The following is a 17848-nucleotide window of genomic DNA, read 5'->3' as shown; positions in this document are numbered from 1 at the left end:
CAGATAATATGATCAGCACCGTTAATAAGTACCTTTCGCTCGTAAAGTTCAGCCATACTATTTTTGCCATGCCTTTTGCCATGACGGGCTTTTTCATGGCCACCGCAAAGGCGCAGCAACCGTTTCACTGGCAGCAGTTTGTGCTGGTGGTGCTGTGCATGGTATTTGCCCGCAGCGCTGCCATGGCTTTTAACCGCTGGCTGGATGCGGATATTGACAAGCGTAACCCGCGTACTGCTAAAAGGGAAATTCCTGCCGGTATAATAGCACCGGGCAATGCATTGTTCTTTGTAATTGCCAATGCCGTGCTGTTCATGCTGTGCTGCTGGTTCATTAACCGCCTTTGCTTTTTCCTGTCGCCCGTAGCGCTGCTGGTAGTGCTGGGCTACAGCTATACCAAACGTTTTACAGCGCTGTGCCACCTGGTGCTGGGCCTGGGCCTTTCGCTGGCGCCCATTGGCGCTTTCCTTTCTGTTACCGGTTATTTTGCCCTGCTGCCGGTGCTGGTATCGGTACTGGTGCTATGCTGGGTATCTGGTTTTGATATTATCTACGCCCTGCAGGATGAGGAGTTTGACCGTTCCCTGTCCCTCAACTCCATACCGGCCTGGCTGGGCAAGCCCGCTGCGCTGCGCTTTTCGGAAGTGCTGCATCTCATAGCCGGCATCCTGGTGGTGGGCATTGGCGTGCAGGGGCACTTTCACTGGCTGTACTGGATTGGCGCCGGAGTATTTATTGTAATGCTGGTATCGCAGCATTTGCTGGTAAAACCGCACGACCTGAGCCGGGTAAACCTGGCCTTTATGACCACCAATGGTGTTGCCAGCGTGGTATATGCCGTATTTGCCATCAGCGATATGCTGGTGATCGGGTAAATATTTCAACCATCATCTTTTTTTAAAATAACTATGGGGCGCATACTAGCTATTGATTACGGGAAAAAACGCACAGGCCTGGCCGTTACAGACCCTTTGCAGCTGATAGCCAGCGGCCTTACCACCGTGCTTACACATGAGCTGGTGCCTTACCTGAAAAAATACTTTGCGCAGGAAACAGTGTCGGAGATCATTATTGGCGAACCAAAGGGGCTCGATGGCAACCCTACAGATGCCACTGCCCTGGTAACAGAATGCATCCGCATCCTGAAAAAGAATTTCCCGGATATGCCGGTGAAGAAGATAGATGAGCGCTTTACCTCCAAAATCGCCTTCCGCTCTATGATAGACAGCGGCCTGAAAAAAAAGGACCGGCAAAACAAGGCCCTGGTAGATGAGGTGAGCGCCACCGTGCTGCTGCAGGAATATTTGCAGTATAAATAAGCGGGTGCGTGGCAGCTGTGAAAGCTAACTATCAATAGCTAACGGCTATTTTTGTAACTTCGCCCTCTTTAAAAAACTGAATTAGCAATGATATTACCCATTGTAGCATACGGTCACCCGGTGCTGAGAAAAGTTTGCGACGATATTGCCCCCGACTACCCGCACCTGCAGCAGCTGATAGCCAACATGTGGGAAACCATGTACGGTTCCAGCGGGGTAGGCCTGGCCGCACCGCAGGTAAATAAGCCGATCCGTTTATTTGTAATAGATAGTGAACAGATTATCAATAACCTGGATGAGGATGAAAAGGCCGACTATCCCGGTGATAAAGGTGTTAAGCAGGTATTCATTAACGCCCATGTGGTAACCGCGGAAGGAGAGGAGTGGCCCTATAATGAAGGCTGCCTGAGCATACCCCGCATCCGGGAAGATGTATACCGCCCCGAAACCATCCGCCTGCGGTATGTAGATGAAAACTTTCAACCCCACGAGCGCACCTTTCATGGCATAACTGCCCGGGTTATCTTCCATGAATACGACCATATTGAGGGCAAGCTGTTTATTGATTACCTGAAACCACTAAAGCGCAGAATGCTCAAAGGGAAGCTGGAAGATATTTCCAAGGGAAAGATCGGGACAGATTACAAAATGATTTTCCATAAATAAGATAGATGAAAATTTTGTAATGTAAAAAAATCCTACTATATTGGGCACTGTTGATTTTTAACGATCCCAGTGTCTGATTTTGCGACCTTCTCTTACATATACAGAAGCTGAACTGGTCCAGGGGCTGAAAGCCCGGGATGAAAAGGTATTCAGTTACTTATATGACCATTATTCCCCGGCATTATATGGCGTGGCCCTTAAGATAGTGAACGATGAGAATATGGCCATAGACGCCTTGCAGGAGATCTTTCTCAAAATATGGCGCAGCGCAGAACGTTATGATGCAGACAAGGGCCGGCTGTTCACATGGATGCTGAATATAGCCCGTAATACAGCTATTGACATGCTGCGCTCGCGGGCGCATAAGCTGGATCAGAAAATACGGGAGCTGGGCGACGGCACCGTGTTCCTGGAAAAGCTCACCGTACAGCAGTCCATAGACCACCTGGGCCTGTCCAAAGTACTGGACCAGCTGAACAAAGAGCAGCGCGTGATTATTGACCTGGCCTATTACCGCGGCTGTACGCAGGATGAAATAGCCAAGCTGCTGGACATACCACTGGGCACCGTTAAGACCAGGATGCGCAACGCAATTATTCAATTAAGGAATATCTTAAAACAGGTGTGAACAAGGTGGATGTCCAACGCTACATATCGTCCGGTATTATTGAAAGCTACGTAGTGGGCTTGGTTTCGGCTACTGAGGCCAGGGAAGTGGAAAACGCCATGGCGGAGTTCCCGGAAATAAAGGCTGCAGTAGAAGCCTGCCGCCAGGATATGGAGCGCTATGTGCAGCTGCACTCAATACCCCCGCCGAAAGGCATCCGCAAACGCCTGCTGGAAGTAATAGAAAATGAAGACTCACTGGAAGGAGAGGCCTTGCTGCCCGAAGAGCTGCGGGAGCCCGAACCAGATGAAGCACCTGCTGGCCCAGGGTTTAGCTGGCCGGCTATTTCCCCCGAACGCATGCTGCAGTTTGCGCTGGCCCTGGCTATTGTGCTGCTGGGTATCAGCCTGTTCCTGAACTTCCGCTACGCCAGCCGTTATAAAATATATAAACAAAAGTATGATGAGCTGGTAACAGTTCATCAGCAGGCTACTGCCGATAACCAATTGATACAGGCAAAGCTGCAGCAGGCGCAGGGAGAGCTGACGCTCCTGAAAAACCCGGCCTTTACCTGGACACGGTTAAACGGTAGCGGTAAGCACGCCGGGCAGTTCATTACCGTATGCTGGAATCCGGCCTCTCATGAGGCATTTGTGCTGGCGCAGGGCTTGCCGGAGCCGGCCGCAGGTCAGCAATACCAGCTGTGGGCGTTGGTAAACGGCAAAGCGGTAGATGCCGGTGTGTTTGAAACAGGACAGCTAAGCAGCAGCCCGCAAAAAGTGAAGGCAATTGCCGCCGCCCAAATGTTTATGGTTACCCTGGAGAAAAAAGGCGGCAACGACACTCCCTCATGGAACCAGGTATTTTTAAGCGGCAGAATAAGCAGCTGAGCACCCTGGTTTTATTATTGATATTACGTATAAGCTTGCCGGTGAATTATGATGTAATCATTTTTAATTGTTGATTAATTTCCTATCTTTCAACCTCATTTCACCCCATTCATAATCTTTGCCTTCTTTAGTGTTTAAAAAGAGTTAAAGCAGACCTTGCCCGGCTAATGGCAGCGTTTTGCCTCATGTAACCGTTTAAATACCAGCAGCATATAGTGGAATCGGATTATACATATACGGAAGCAGAATTGATACAGGGACTGAAAGCCAGGAACCAGCGCATATTCAACTATTTATATGATCATTATTCACCGGCTTTGTACGGGGTGGCGCTGAAAATACTGAACAATGAAAACGCAGCCGGCGATACGCTGCAGGAGGTGTTCCTGAAAATATGGCGGAATATTGACAACTATAACCAGGGAAAAGGCCGCCTGTTTACCTGGATGCTGAACATTACGCGCAACACGGCCATTGACATGCTGCGTTCCAAATCGCACAAGTTTGACCAAAAAATCCAAAATGTGGGTGATGACGTACATTTATATACAGGTCACCTAACCGTTTACCAGTCTACTGATCATTTAGGACTTTCAAAAGTTCTTGAAAAACTGAATACAGAACAGCGCATCATCATTGACCTTGCGTATTATAAAGGTTGTACACAGGACGAAATAGCATCAATATTGAAGATCCCTTTAGGTACGGTTAAAACCAGAATGCGCCTGGCAATGATCCGATTAAGAAATCTTTTAAAAACCTTGTAAAGCAGTGAGCGTAGAGCGTTTTATATCTTCCGGCATCATTGAGTTGTATGTAACGGGGATGGCTTCCGCGGAGGAGGCAAAAGAGCTGGAGGCCGCCATGGCAGACTATCCTGAACTGAAAAAGGAAGTAGAATCATGTCGCCGTGATATGGAGCAGTATGTGCGCCTGCAGGCCATTGCACCGCCGCCTGCCATTAAGGAGCACCTGCTGCGCATGGTAGCAGACGAAACCAGTAAATGCGAAAAAGAATAATATCCGCCTTACCATGGAGGTGAGCCAACCGCATGTTTCAGGTCAGATACATATATGATAGCTACGTCCGTTTTTTTCTTTTAACGCTTCGTTAACAAATCCGTTACAAATTACCATTCCCTACCATCCGCAAATCCGTACATTGCACATTTGCACATCCGCCCCGTTCCCATCCCGCCACTTCCCTCCGTTTTCCATCTGCACATTCGCACATTTGCACATCCGCACATCTAATCCCTCCTTTTTTCCTAATTTGCACAAATGCAGCAATTTTTCGTGGTGATTACCGGCTGCCTCATGGCCGGGCTGTTACACTTTAGCAATGCTTATGCCCAGGATACCGCCCAGTATAAAGGAATGACAGTGAACCTGGATGAAGTGGTTGTGAATGCCAAACGTATAGGCTTTGACGTGAATAGCTTTATAAAAAGGGTAGAGGACGATACCACCTTTTACCGTGCTTTTAAAAACCTTCGCATGCTTGGCTTTACAGCCGACAATGATATTCGTATATATGACGACGAAAAGCAGGTGAAGGCTTCGCTGAAAAGCCAAACCAGGCAAACCATGAACGGGCTTTGCCGCACTATGCAGGTGCTGAACGAGCAAACAACCGGCGATTTTTATACCTCCAGGGGCGACTACCGGTATTATACCGCAGAATTGTATGCCGGCGTGTTCTTTACAAAAGGCACCGCCTGCGTGGATGCCAACGGAGATGGGCCGGAGCAGGGCGGGGGCAGCCTGCAACGCCATAAATCGCAGCTAAAGCAGCTGATCTTTAACCCGGGTAAACCTGTACGCGGCGTGCCCATAGTAGGGTCAAAGGTGGCCATTTTTAATGCTGAGGTAATGCGGTTTTACGATTTCTTTATCAGTGGCGAAGATTACCTGGGCATTCCCTGCTATGTATTTACCGCCCGTCCCAAAAAAGACCTGGGCCGTATTGACCGCGCCGATGTGGTGATTAATGAGCTGGTCACCTATTTCAACAAAGAAAATTTCGAGATAGTAGGCCGCAAATATTCCCTCTCTTATAAAACCCTGCTGTTTGATTTTAATGTGCGTATGAACGTGGAAATGACAAAGAAAAACGACCTCTTGGTTCCCGCCCTGGTTACCTATGACGGCACCTGGGATGTGCCTTTCAAAAAGCGCGAAACAGCCAGCTTTATTGCAAAGTTTCATATAGACTGAAGCATAAAGCAAAAAGCAAAGACACTAAAAGCAAAATGTGCAAATGAAGCCAGCAATGGTATCATTTGCACATTCTTATATCTTCACCATCCACACATCATCCATCTTCTTTTTTCATCTGCACATCTGCACATTTGCATATCTGCACATTTTTCGCGTCCACTAATACACGATTGTTACTGTTCCCGTTTTCCGGAAAGATTGCTGTGTGCTGGCGGCGGTATATTCCATCACCCATACATAGGTGCCCACATTCAGCTGAACGCCGTTTTGCCGGCCGGTCCAGCTAACCTGCGGGTCGGTGCTGAAGAAAATGCGCGTGCCCCAGCGGTCATATACGCTCAGCTTAAAATCAGCCAGCTGGCAGTGGTATAAAGGCCGGAAATAATCGTTCCTGCCATCGCCGTTAGGGGTAAACGCCGAAGGCAAAAACACCTGGCATTCGCAATCTTTAGCCAGCACCAGCACAGAGTCTGTAGCCCGGCCGCAGGTATTGTTGGCCACTACAGCATAATAGCCGGGTGTTGTTACCAGGTAAACAGGAACATTGGTGCTATCCTGCCATTTATAATTCAGCCCTGCGCCGTTGGGGTATAGCCGTATCTGCTCTCCCTTGCATATAACACTGTCAGGTCCCAGGTTAACGTGCAAAGTATCGTCATAAGTTACGTGGATCGTGTCTGAAGAAATGCAGCGGCCTATTTGCGCCCTTACATAATAATAGCCCGGCTCCCGCACATAATAGGTGGCCTGGTCCGAGCCGTCCTGCCACAGGTATAGCCCCTGTCCGAAATCGGCGGTAAGCACCAGGAACTCGCCTTTACAAATAGTGGTGTCGCCGCCCAGGTCCACGCCGCGCAGGCGGTTGTAGTCTACACGTACAGTGTCCAGCACTTCGCACTCATTATTCACTTCTACAAACACCCAGGCATCTACGGGGCTGCTTACCCGTACGGTGGGAGTTTTAGAACCGTTAAACCAGCTATACCCTGAGGCGCCGGCCACCTGTGGCGCCAGCACAATAGACTCGCCGGGGCATAACAGCGTATCGGGCCCCATTGTAAACGGGTATTCATGCCCGCCGAAGCTAATGTTTACGGTGTCGCGGTAAATACCGCAACCGCCAGCGTTCACTTCCACCATGTAAGCACCGCTGGTGGTTACTATATAGGTAGAGGCAGTTTCGCCCGGTATAGGTGAAAAATCTTTATACCACTGATAGTTGCCGTCCTGTGAGGTAGCATCCAGCCGCAGCGCTTCGTTTATACATAACAGATGGTCATCCCCGAGGTCAATTTCCGGTATGGGAGTATAGTACACGTTTACAGAGTCCGGCACCTGGCATCCGTTGATCTTTACCTTGTAGGTGCTGGTAGTATCTGCTACAATGGTGCTGCCAACAGAGTCTTTCCGCTGCCATTCATAGGTGGCGCCGGCAATAACAGGGGCGCTTAGCAAAAGGGTTTGCCCCTCGCACAGTGTGGTATCAATAGGTTCAGGAAAATTGTAAGGTACGGGCTGCACAATAGTAATGTCCAGCGTAGTGGTATCTGCCACACCGGCCCGGTAGGCGGTAAGGGTAACAGTATACGTACCGATGGTGGCATACTGGTGGCTGCCGGTCATATTATCATCGGTATTCAACGCGCCTGAAGGCGGATCGCCAAAATCCCACAGCACAGAATCTATTCCCATATTATCCGTAATGGTGAATTTGATAGCAGTGTTCACACAAGTGCTGGAGTAGGTGAATGGTGTTTGCCATGCGCTCCTTGTTGGGGCGGCATACGAATATTGTGATATAACCATACTGATACCAAATGCTACCAGGAGTATCAGCGTAAATAGGATACGGCAGTTTAGGAGGCTTCTCATGTATAGGACATGGGTATTGGCACTAAGTTAATAGAATTATAAATATATAATACATTTTTTTCATAGAAAAATGAATGATAATGTGGTAACTTATTCATTATCATTAACATCGGATTAGCAAAAAGGCGCATTCGTATGTGCTATATTTGCTTTACAGAACGAGCAAAAGAGTTTCAAAGTGAGAGATGTAACATTAGAGCCGTACAGCCTCATCCGGGGCTGTACTTTTTTTATGCCTTTCTCACAATGCTTATTTAATACTTAAGCAAGCTCATTAATAGTTAAAACGATGGAAGAAAGATTTTATTGAAGGCAGATATAGCAAATTTTCCACATGGCTATTCCTCTAAAGGCCGGGCTGCTACATACCGCCGCCATTTTTCCAGCACACTTTTAAAATCTTCCGGTAAGGGGCTTTCAAATAACATCGGCTGCCGCGTGCGGGGATGTATAAAACCCAAAGTTTGCGCATGCAGCGCCTGCCGCGGCATAATTTCAAAGCAGTTCTCAACAAACTGTTTATACTTCGCAAATATTGTTCCTTTTACAATGCGGTTGCCGCCATAGGTGTCATCGTTAAACAGGGAGTGCCCAATGTGTTGCATATGCACCCGTATCTGGTGCGTACGGCCGGTTTCCAGCCGGCAGGCTATCAGAGTAACATAATTAAAGCGCTCCAGCACCTTGTAATGGGTAATGGCTTCCTTGCCATATTCGCCGTCGGGGTAAGCATCCATGATCTTGCGGAAGCGCTGGTGCCGTCCTACATGGGCCACCACCGTGCCTTCATCCTCTTCAAAATCGCCCCACACCAGGGCCAGGTACCGGCGCTGCACTGTATGGTCAAAGAACTGTTTGGCCAGGTCGTTCATGGCCTTGTCTGACTTGGCTACCACCAGCAGGCCGCTGGTATTTTTATCAATACGGTGCACCAGGCCAAAACGCGGTATCTCGGGGGTTACAGCCCGGGTATGCTCATCGCCCAGGTACCAGGCCAGGCCATTCACCAGGGTACCCGTATAATTGCCGCAGCCAGGGTGCACCACCATGCCTGCAGGTTTGTTAATCACCATCAGGTCATCATCTTCATACACAATATTCAACGGCAGATTTTCCGGCACCACTTCTGTGCTTTCCGGGCTTTTGCTGGAGTACACAATAATGCGGTCGCCGGGTTTTACCTTGTAGTTCGACTTTACCGGTTTTTCATTCACCAGCACCATGCTGCTTTCGCAGGCCTGCTGTATTTTGTTGCGGGTAGCGTTTTCCACCCGGTTCATCAGGAATTTATCAATGCGCAGGGGCTCCTGGCCTTTATCTACCTGCATGTTGATCCGTTCGTACAGTTCCTCACTGCCTTCCCCGTTTTCCAGCTCATCTTCCAGCTCCGGTAATACTTTTTCCGACATGACTTATTGCTAATGATTTTTGCAAAAGTAAATCTATTTGGCATTTTTCCCTGATGGCCGCCATTCATGCAATCATCATCCATTGGTGTTACAAAAGCAGCCACCTTTGGTGCTATTGGCATTTTGACCTGTGCAGGCAAGGCTGCGCCAGAACCGGCAAAAGGGAAGATGAAGAAAACAGCTGTTTTACTGCCGCTTTAACCCGGTGCAGCATTCATACCCTAATCATCGTACTTTTGCAGTATGAAACAGCAGATCCATGTAGATGATTTAGGCCTGATCGATTACCAGCAAGCCTGGGATTACCAGGAAAACCTTTTACAACAGAACGTACGTATTAAGCTGGAAGCCAGCCGTTCCGGCGCAGCAACGCCGCCGGCCACCACCCATCACCTGCTTTTTTGTGAGCATCCGCCAGTGTATACCCTGGGCAAAAGCGGTCACATGGAAAACCTGCTGATCAATGAGCAGCAAATGAAGGAAAAAGCCATTGGCTTTGTGCCCACCAACCGGGGTGGGGATATTACCTTTCATGGCCCCGGGCAAATTGTAGGTTATCCCATACTGGATCTTGAATATTTTTTTACAGACCTGGGCCGCTACCTGCGCTCCCTGGAAGAAGTGATCATCCTTACCCTGGCCGACTACGGCATTGCCGCCGGCCGCTCCAAAGGCGAAACCGGCGTATGGCTGCAGCCGGAGAACCCTGCCGCTGCCCGTAAAATATGCGCCATGGGCGTGCGCTGCAGCCGCTGGGTAACCATGCATGGCTTTGCGCTGAATGTAAATACAGACCTCAGCTACTTTAATCATATAATCCCCTGCGGCATTGCAGATAAGAAGGTTGCCTCCATGCACGAAGAGCTGGGCCGCCCGGTACCGGCAGCAGAAGTAAAAGCCCGTTTACAGCAACATTTCGGAGAAGTATTCGGGGCAGCAGTGCTGGTAAAAATGCCGGCTTAGCATTGGGGCACAAACCATACTACCGGCATAACGCCTTACATATAATGCCGCCGCACACTGGGCTGCGCCGCTGTTTTATACAAGCATGCTAAAAGCTGCCCTTACGATCTGTAATTCAGCGGTATAAAAAAGCTCCATTTCTCTTTCAGCTTGCCATCTTCATACAGCTCAAAGTTAAACCAGCCCGAGTGCAGGAATATGGCCTTTTCCAGTATCAGGAAGGGCTCCTTCACCTGGTCTATCTGGAACAGGAATGTTCCGTCGGAGTCGAAGAATTTAACAGCATATTTCTTTTTTTCTGCATCCGGCAAATTAATGTTCACATTACCGTCTACCGTAGTGTATATGGTATTGGAAGGATGCCACACCACTTTTTCCGGCGCTTTTTCCCCGGGCTTCTCCAGCTCCTTTACATCTTCCATCTGCAGCTTTTGCGTGGCGCTGATAGTGCTGTCCGGCACGGCCAGTACCGTGTGGCTGTACATATACCGGCCGTTGTTCAATAATATGAACAGGCGGTAATAGTTGCTGCCCGGTAAGGGCTTGTTATCCAGGAAAGCATTGCGGGTTTGCGCGGGAGAAGCGGCATAGGCAATGGTGTTAAAGTTCAGCACACTGTCCAGTGAGCGCTGTATGCCTATCTGTTTTACATTGGTAAAGCCCGAAAGCCATTCCAGCTGTATTTTGCCGGACTTAATAAGGGCTGAAAAATCCGGCAGCACCGGCGGAGTATACGATGGTGCCTGTGCATGTACCCCCAGCGTAAATATGTTGAAAAGTAAGGCTATAAATAATAAACGCGCGATCTGCTTCATACAACAAAAAACAGGTTCAGTTCCATTTTATTGTTTCCAGCCCTGCATTTACAGGCAATAAGTAAATATCCATTTGCACTATGCCTGGCCACCAGGCAGCTGCCGGAACCTGTAAAGAGGAATTACTGTTAAGTTGGCAAAAATACAATTAGCGCAACATATAGTGAAGCGCTTTTTCCTAAAAGCATAGAACGCCCGGCGCCAGTGAACTATTGCCCTGCAGGCCGCCGGTATGTATCAGCAGTATACGGCTGCCGGGGGGGAAATAGCCTTGCTGCAGCAGCTGTTGCAGGGCCCATACCATTTTGCCCGTATAAATAATATCCAGCGGCACGCCCGTTTCCCGGTAAAAAGTATTGATAAAGCTGGTAAGCGCTGTGCTTATTTTGGCATAACCACCGCCGTGAAAATCGTGCAGCAGCTGCCAGTGTGCGTGTGCCGGCTTTTCCAGCAGGGCTTCTACCTCATGCTGCAGGTAGGCGGCGCCTTTCAGCACTGCTATGCCCAGCACCTGCTGCTGCGGTTGTGCGCTGTTAATCAGCCCGGCCAGTGTAGTGCCGGTGCCAACAGGGCACAGTATATGCGTGAAACGCTGGGTAGGGGCCAGGGATAATATTTCCTTACACCCTGCAGCGCCGGCGGCATTGTGGCCGCCTTCCGGAATGATAAATCCATCGGGGTATTGCGCGGCCCAATCTGTGCTTTCTTTTTGGCGGTAAGCTTCCCGGCTGATAAAGCGCAGCTCCATGTCATATTGCTGCGCCTGCTGTAAGGTGTGGCTGGGAATAATAGAGGCTTCGCCCCGTATAATACCGGTGCTTTGCAGGCCGGCCAGCTTACACGCCACGGCAGTAGCCGCAATGTGGTTCGACCATGCCCCGCCAAAGGTTACAATGCGGGTTTTGCCGGCGGCAGCTGCCTGCTGCAGGTTATACCGGAGCTTAAACCATTTGTTGCCGGATATTCCGGGGTGCAGCAGGTCTAAACGCAACATGGCTGCCTCCGTTTGAGAAGGCAGCCATGCCGGTTGTATGGATTGTAAAATAATATTTGAATAGTTCAGCTGCATACGTGCTGCTAGTTGAACAACGTGTTCCGCAGGTTTACATTGCCGCTTTTAGTGCGCGCGCTCACGCCCAGCTCAGCGCCGCCGCCCGCGTTAAAATACTGCACTTTTATTTTATGAAAGCCCTGTTTCAGCGGTACAATGCCGGTTTTATCCTGTGCGCTGTGCTCGCCGTCATTGTCTATCACCAGCTCATCATCCATGTACAGCACCGCGCCATCGTCGCTTTTCAGGTTAAATTCGTAAATGGCATCGGCATCTGCCTTAAAATAACCTTCATACGCTATGCTGAAAGCCTCTTTGGGTAAAAAGGGGCGTATGTCAAAAGATGACTGTACGCCGCTGCTGTCTGCGCGTCCGCTTACCTGCCTGGCATGTTTAAATGCATGGTAGTAAGCGTTAAAGCGTACGCCTTTATTGGCAGGCGTTTCCTTAACAGCATCCACATAATCCCGGCGCTCGTAGGTGGCGCTGTACACGGCGCTTTTGCGGCCGGAAGGCGTTACCACTATGCATTTCAGCACTGTAGGCGTTTTATGCAGGGCCAGGCTCACCGGTGCTGTGTAGCGGGTGCTGCTTTCTGTAGGCTCGCTGCCGTCAATAGTATAATAAATGGCGGCGCCTTCTACCAGGGGCTTTAATGTAACCGTGGTTTTAGCGTCGGGGGTAACATTATTTTCCAGTCCCGCAGGTTCGGGTATACGGAAGTTTACGCCGGTTTTATCCATATGCGCCAGCTGTGCGGGCAGGCGCTCCAGGAAGCTGGCATAGTTCTTTTCCGATGCGGGCGACCAGGTGATCTCCGCTGCCGCCAGGGCGCGGGGCCACAGCATATAGTCTACCAGCTGGCCGGTAGGCAGGTACTCTGTCCATAAATTGGCCTGTACGCCTTTAATATACTGCTGCTCATCCGGCGTCATGGCCGGGGACAGCGGTTCATAGTTATACACGGTTTGCAGGGGCAGGTAGCCGCCAATGTTCAGCGGTTCTGTGGCGGGGTTGCCCTGGTAATAATCCAGGTACAGGTAGGTGTTGGGCGTCATGATCACATCATGCTTTTCTTTGGCCGCTGCAATGCCGCCGGCCTCACCGCGCCAGCTCATTACAGTGGCATTGGGCGCCAGGCCGCCTTCCAGTATCTCGTCCCAGCCAATAATGCGGCGGCCTTTGCTGTTCACGAATTTTTCGATACGGTGTACAAAGTAGCTTTGCAGCTCATGCTCATCCTTTAAACCTAGTTCCTTTATGCGCTTTTGGCATTTGGGACATGCCTTCCAGCGGTCCTTGGGGCATTCATCGCCGCCTACATGAATGTACTGGCTGGGGAACAGGTCCATTACTTCGGTAAGCACATTTTCGAGGAACGTGTATACAGAGTCGTTACCTGCGCAAAACACCTCTTTGTTTACACCCCATTTGCCGGACACCTTGTATGGCCCGCCGGTGCAGCCCAGGTTAGGATAAGCTGCCAGCGCAGCTTCGGCATGGCCGGGCATTTCAATTTCAGGTATAATGGTAATATGCCGGTCGGCCGCATATTTCACAATATCTTTCACCTGTTCCTGCGTATAGTAGCCGCCGTGGGGCTTGCCGTCGTAGGTATTGCTGCGCGCAGCATGGCCCACAATGGTTTCGGCCCGGTGGGAGGCTACTTCCTGCAGGCGCGGGTAGCGCTTGATCTCTATATGCCAGCCCTGGTCCTCGGTCAGGTGCCAGTGAAAGCGGTTAAACTTGTACTGGGCCATCACATCAATAAAGTGCTTTACATAGTCCGGCGGGAAAAACCAGCGGCCTGCGTCCAGCATCAGCCCGCGATAGGCAAAGCGGGGGGCATCTGTGATCCTTACAGCAGGCACAGTTACCTGCGCGCCTTCGCCCTTCATCAGTTGCTGCAGCGTTTGCAGGCCATAGAACAGGCCGGCGCCGTTGCCCCGCAGCTGTACCATTTTAAGGTTTACCCACAGTGTATAGCCTTCTGCGGGCAGCGTGCTGTCGGACACAATAGTGATCATGCCGGTGGCGGTTTTAGCCATCGCCTTGTTGGTGGGCAGCGTAAGGCCGTGGTTGGCCTGCAAAAAGCGGTTCAGCAGGTCTGCCACTTTTTTGGCCTCATCATTCCCATACAGTATACGGGTTTGCTTTGAAAAGGCAAAGGTGCCGGGCAATGCCTGTACTGATTTTGGTTGCGGTATCAGTTGCAGAACGGGTTTTTGCTGTGCGCCGGCGATAACGCCCCACAGCAACAGCCAGGAGAATACTAGGAATTTTTTCATGTTTATAATAGTAGTTATGTTGTCGCTTTTCACCGGTAGCATGCCTTGCAGGCTGCTTTAAATAATATTTAATATCAGCGCTTTCTTCTAAAAAGAACGTGTAAAATACTTTTAATGATTAAATTTAACGCTGATTTTATGGTTCAAGATTTGAAAATTAAAAACTAATCAGTAGAAAATGAAACCTACTTTATTGATCCTGGCAGCAGGAATGGCAAGCCGGTATGGTAGCTTGAAACAAATACAGCAGTTTGGCCCCAGCGGGGAAACTATTGTTGATTATTCCATCTTTGACGCTATCCGCGCAGGTTTCGGCAAGATTGTATTTATCATCCGCAAGGATTTTGAAAAGGACTTTAAGGATATTTTCGAGCCCAAGCTGAAAGGCAAAATTGCTACTGATTATGTATACCAGGAAATGAGCGCCTTTACACAGGGCCATGAAGTGCCGGCCGACCGTGCAAAGCCCTGGGGTACCGCACATGCCGTATTATGTGCAAAAGACGCTATTAAGGAGCCATTTGCAGTAATCAATGCCGATGACTTTTATGGCCGCGATGCTTTCCAGAAAGCAGCCGACTTTTTAAATAACCGGTGCAAGCCCGATACTTATGCCGTAATAGGCTATGAGCTGGGCAAAACCATTAGTGAGCACGGCTCTGTGTCCCGCGGCGTATGCGCGGCAGATGCCAGCGGCAACCTGGCTGCTATTAATGAAAGAACCAAAATATATCCCGAGAACGGGCAGATCGTGTATGAAGAAGCCGACGGCTCCAAGCACCCGCTGTCGCCCGATACCCCGGTGTCTATGAACTTCTGGGGCTTTCACCCCTCTGTATTTGACCTGAGCGAAAAACAGTTCAAGGCATTCCTGGACAAGAACATCAGCAATCCCAAATCAGAGTTCTTTATCCCCATTGTGGTGGATTATTTTATACAGCACAAGCTGGGCGTGGTAAACGTAATTCCTACCAGCTCCAAATGGTTTGGCGTTACTTATAAGGAAGATGCGCCCGGCGTGCAGGAAAGCCTGAATGCGCTGGTAGCTAAAGGAGAATATCCCAACAACTTATGGAAATAAGACCGCATGAGAGCATTCTGCAGGCCTTTGGTATAGAAGGCGCAGGCACAACTGTTGAAAAATTCGGCAGCGGTCATATTAACAACACCTTCCTGGTAAAAAAGGAAGATGGTACGCAACTGATACTTCAACGTATAAATACTGCGGTATTCAAGGATCCGGCGGCCATAGCGCGTAACCAGCGCATGGCCGCCGATTACCTGGCCCTGCACCACCCGGATTACCTGTTCATAACACCGGTGCCCACACTAAGCGGCAACGACCTGTTTGTATATAACAATAATGAATACTGGCGGGTAATACCTTTTATTGACGGTTCGGTAACCGTTGACCAGGCCGATGATCCGGCGCAGGCCTTCCAGGCTGCCCAGCAGTTCGGCCGCCTGGCCCGTTACCTGGATGGGATTGACATTCAGGGTTTTAAGCCCGCCATTCCCGACTTCCATAACCTTACGCTGCGCTATAACACTTTTAAAAGCGCCATTATACATGCCGCAGAGGAACGCCGGCTTGCTGCCGCGGAGCTGATAAAAGCTTTCCTGCAGCATGCTGATATTGCGGCCACCTATGAGCGCCTGGTAACCGATCCGCAGTGCCCCGACCGGCTTATGCACCACGATACCAAGATCAATAACGTGCTGCTGCAGAAAGGAACCTACAAGGGCCTGTGCGTATGCGACCTTGATACGCTGATGCCCGGCAAGCTTATTTCCGACCTGGGAGATATGGTGCGCACCTATGTAAGCCCCGTATCAGAAGAGGAGCCGGATGTAAGCCGCATCACCATCCGCGAAGAGTATTACCATGCCTTAATGGACGGTTATTTATCAGAAGTAGGCGGCGCGCTTACCCCAGTGGAAAAAGCACACCTGTACTATGCCGGCCCGTTCCTGGTTTATATGCAGGGCATCCGCTTTCTCACCGATTACCTGCAGGGAGATGTATATTACCCCGTTAAGCACCCGCAGCATAACTACAACCGGGCCGTTAACCAGCTCACCCTGCTGGAGCGTTTGCAGGAAAAACAGGGCGTTTTGCAGGAAATTATCGATACCTGTCTTACAAAAGCAAGGAACGATATATAATATTCTTTTGTTTTTTGTAGAAATTATCTAAGCAAGACGGTAAATATTTCAATATCTTCAAAAAACGTCACCTTGTTTGCGAAACATCAAAATTTTTGACTGTTATTGTTTTTTCGTGCCGACTCTAATACATTTGTAATCGCAGTAAAAAATATATCCCTCCATGTGGGTAAATAAAGACAATAATAAACTCAATCACATTGTACCGCAGCTCAACTGGGCTATTACGCTGGTCGTGATTGTCGTTGTCATTATTAGCCACCAATACGGAGGATAGGTTGACGTGTATAATCACCAGTAAAGATATAGATCGCCTTCCTCCGCAAAGAGGAAGGCTTTTTTTTTGCCCATAAACAAACAGAACAGTCAAACAACATTTGGAAGTTTATAATTTTTAAATCATATGTACAGCTACTACAACGAGAACACCATCCTTTACTTTGACGGTGAGTACGCAAAAGCCACTGAGGCTAAAATAGATCTGTATGGCCAGTCCCTGCACTACGGCTATGCTGTTTTTGAAGGCATCCGCGCTTACAAAACAGACAAGGGAGAAGTGAAAATATTCAAAGCAAAGGAGCACTTTGACCGGTTGAAGCGTTCCTGTGAGCTGATACACATTCCTTATAAATATGACAATGAGGAGCTGATAAAGGCGTGCTACAAGGTGCTGGAGCTGAACAATATGGAGGAAGCCTACATTCGGCCGCTGGTAATATGCCCGCCCAACATGACCCTGAAAGCTGCCAGCGAATCACACATTCTCATATGTGCGTGGGAGTGGGGCGCATACCTGGGCGAAAAGCTGCTGCGCGTAATGACCTCCTCTTATCAACGCCCCAATCCTAAAGCATTCCAGATCGAATCCAAATCCGCCGGTTTATATGTAAACTCTATCCTGGCCTCACAGGAAGCCAAGGAAAAAGGTTATGACGAAGCGCTGCTGCTGGATATTAACGGCTTTGTAGCAGAAGGCCCCGGCGCCAACATCTTCTTTGAAAAGAACGGTAAGCTGGTAACACCGCCTCCGGGCAATATTCTGCCGGGTATTACCCGCGCCACAGTAATAGAGCTGTGCCATGAGCTGGGTATTCCCCTGGAAGAGCGCCTGTTTACCATCGAAGAGCTGAAACAAGCCGAAAGCGTATTCTATTGCGGTACCGCAGCAGAAGTAATCGGCTGGGACTCCCTGGACGGTCAAACCTTCCCTAAAGCCTGGCCCGAATCCCTGGGTAAAGTATTACAGCAGGCCTATAAAGCCAAAGTGCTTGAAAAAGAATTCAAACGCAGCGAAGCTAAAGTAGCGTAATCCAGTCCGGACGGACCCAAAAGAATGTAAAATGTAAAATTTTAAATACTAAATGTAAAAGTAAAATGCCACGGAACCGGCATGGTATTATTTAGCTGCGTTTTACTTCTGCATTTTACATTTTAGATTTATGATTTTACATTCTTTTTGCCCGGCTCCTGTTTCTTTGAACTCCGGAATTTCGACCGCACGTTTTTCACTACAGTAAAGGGTTTGAGCCGTAAAACCACAGATTTGAATACCGGGTAACGGGTAATTGTTGGTTTGGGGCCT

Annotated in this window: 17 protein-coding genes; 12 read left to right on the top strand and 5 right to left on the bottom strand. The window is 49.3% G+C overall.

Going from position 1 to position 17848, the window contains the following annotated elements:
• The first annotated feature begins 8 nt into the window (after positions 1-8).
• The 8 genes from VFS25_RS11115 to VFS25_RS11080 all read left to right on the top strand — a co-directional run bounded on the left by VFS25_RS11115 (position 9) and on the right by VFS25_RS11080 (position 5699).
• Entirely contained in the window at positions 9-875 is an 867-nt protein-coding gene (locus VFS25_RS11115) for a UbiA-like polyprenyltransferase (protein ID WP_326462211.1), read from the top strand.
• A gap of 33 nt (positions 876-908) precedes the next feature.
• Positions 909-1319 carry a Holliday junction resolvase RuvX gene (ruvX, locus tag VFS25_RS11110; protein WP_326462210.1) on the top strand — a complete coding sequence of 137 codons (411 nt, stop codon included), beginning with the start codon at positions 909-911 and terminating at the stop codon, positions 1317-1319.
• A gap of 87 nt (positions 1320-1406) precedes the next feature.
• Positions 1407-1985: a peptide deformylase gene (def, locus tag VFS25_RS11105; RefSeq protein ID WP_326462209.1), complete on the top strand. Its 579-nt coding sequence runs from the start codon at positions 1407-1409 to the stop codon at positions 1983-1985.
• A gap of 190 nt (positions 1986-2175) precedes the next feature.
• Positions 2176-2613: an RNA polymerase sigma factor gene (locus VFS25_RS11100; protein ID WP_414647719.1), complete on the top strand. Its 438-nt coding sequence runs from the start codon at positions 2176-2178 to the stop codon at positions 2611-2613.
• Positions 2614-2618: 5 nt separating this feature from the next.
• Positions 2619-3482 (top strand): anti-sigma factor, encoded by an 864-nt coding sequence (locus VFS25_RS11095; protein WP_326462208.1) that lies wholly within the window; start codon positions 2619-2621, stop codon positions 3480-3482.
• Between the two features lie 215 nt (positions 3483-3697).
• Positions 3698-4249, top strand: coding sequence for an RNA polymerase sigma factor (locus VFS25_RS11090; RefSeq protein WP_326462207.1), 552 nt, complete (start codon positions 3698-3700; stop codon positions 4247-4249).
• A 4-nt stretch (positions 4250-4253) separates the two neighbouring features.
• Entirely contained in the window at positions 4254-4502 is a 249-nt protein-coding gene (locus VFS25_RS11085) for a hypothetical protein (RefSeq protein WP_326462206.1), read from the top strand.
• Between the two features lie 261 nt (positions 4503-4763).
• A complete protein-coding gene (locus VFS25_RS11080; RefSeq protein WP_326462205.1) occupies positions 4764-5699 on the top strand; it encodes a hypothetical protein in 936 nt (311 codons plus the stop codon).
• 162 nt (positions 5700-5861) lie between these two features.
• On the opposite strand, the gene VFS25_RS11075 is transcribed toward VFS25_RS11080, so the two are convergent.
• Positions 5862-7430, bottom strand: a complete 1569-nt coding sequence (locus VFS25_RS11075) for a gliding motility-associated C-terminal domain-containing protein (RefSeq protein ID WP_326462204.1) — start codon at positions 7428-7430, stop codon at positions 5862-5864.
• 482 nt (positions 7431-7912) lie between these two features.
• The gene (locus tag VFS25_RS11070; protein ID WP_326462203.1) at positions 7913-8983 is read right to left on the bottom strand and encodes an RluA family pseudouridine synthase; all 1071 of its coding nucleotides are present in this window, start codon (positions 8981-8983) and stop codon (positions 7913-7915) included.
• Positions 8984-9226: 243 nt separating this feature from the next.
• On the opposite strand from VFS25_RS11070, the gene lipB reads away from it, so the two are divergent.
• Positions 9227-9946, top strand: a complete 720-nt coding sequence (lipB, locus tag VFS25_RS11065) for a lipoyl(octanoyl) transferase LipB (RefSeq protein WP_326462202.1) — start codon at positions 9227-9229, stop codon at positions 9944-9946.
• 101 nt (positions 9947-10047) lie between these two features.
• Here lipB and VFS25_RS11060 read toward each other — a convergent pair whose 3' ends face one another.
• The 3 genes from VFS25_RS11060 to VFS25_RS11050 all read right to left on the bottom strand — a co-directional run bounded on the left by VFS25_RS11060 (position 10048) and on the right by VFS25_RS11050 (position 14100).
• Positions 10048-10761, bottom strand: a complete 714-nt coding sequence (locus tag VFS25_RS11060; RefSeq protein WP_326462201.1) for a hypothetical protein — start codon at positions 10759-10761, stop codon at positions 10048-10050.
• Positions 10762-10939: 178 nt separating this feature from the next.
• Positions 10940-11830: a 1-aminocyclopropane-1-carboxylate deaminase/D-cysteine desulfhydrase gene (locus VFS25_RS11055; protein WP_326462200.1), complete on the bottom strand. Its 891-nt coding sequence runs from the start codon at positions 11828-11830 to the stop codon at positions 10940-10942.
• A gap of 8 nt (positions 11831-11838) precedes the next feature.
• Positions 11839-14100 carry a family 20 glycosylhydrolase gene (locus tag VFS25_RS11050; protein WP_326462199.1) on the bottom strand — a complete coding sequence of 754 codons (2262 nt, stop codon included), beginning with the start codon at positions 14098-14100 and terminating at the stop codon, positions 11839-11841.
• Between the two features lie 178 nt (positions 14101-14278).
• Between VFS25_RS11050 and VFS25_RS11045 the strand changes: the two genes are divergently transcribed.
• The 3 genes from VFS25_RS11045 (at position 14279) to VFS25_RS11035 (ending at position 17575) form a co-directional block, all read left to right on the top strand.
• Positions 14279-15181, top strand: coding sequence for a sugar phosphate nucleotidyltransferase (locus VFS25_RS11045; protein WP_326462198.1), 903 nt, complete (start codon positions 14279-14281; stop codon positions 15179-15181).
• Entirely contained in the window at positions 15172-16266 is a 1095-nt protein-coding gene (locus VFS25_RS11040) for an aminoglycoside phosphotransferase family protein (RefSeq protein WP_326462197.1), read from the top strand. The genes VFS25_RS11045 and VFS25_RS11040 overlap by 10 nt, the downstream gene beginning before the upstream one ends.
• 403 nt (positions 16267-16669) lie before the next feature.
• Positions 16670-17575 (top strand): branched-chain amino acid transaminase, encoded by a 906-nt coding sequence (locus VFS25_RS11035; protein WP_326462196.1) that lies wholly within the window; start codon positions 16670-16672, stop codon positions 17573-17575.
• The last annotated feature ends 273 nt before the right edge of the window (positions 17576-17848 follow it).

Origin of the sequence: Chitinophaga sp. (assembly GCF_035761305.1) — a bacterium.
Lineage (GTDB): Bacteria > Bacteroidota > Bacteroidia > Chitinophagales > Chitinophagaceae > Chitinophaga.
Note: the sequence above shows the minus strand (reverse complement) of the source record. Positions and strands in the feature narration are given on the sequence as shown.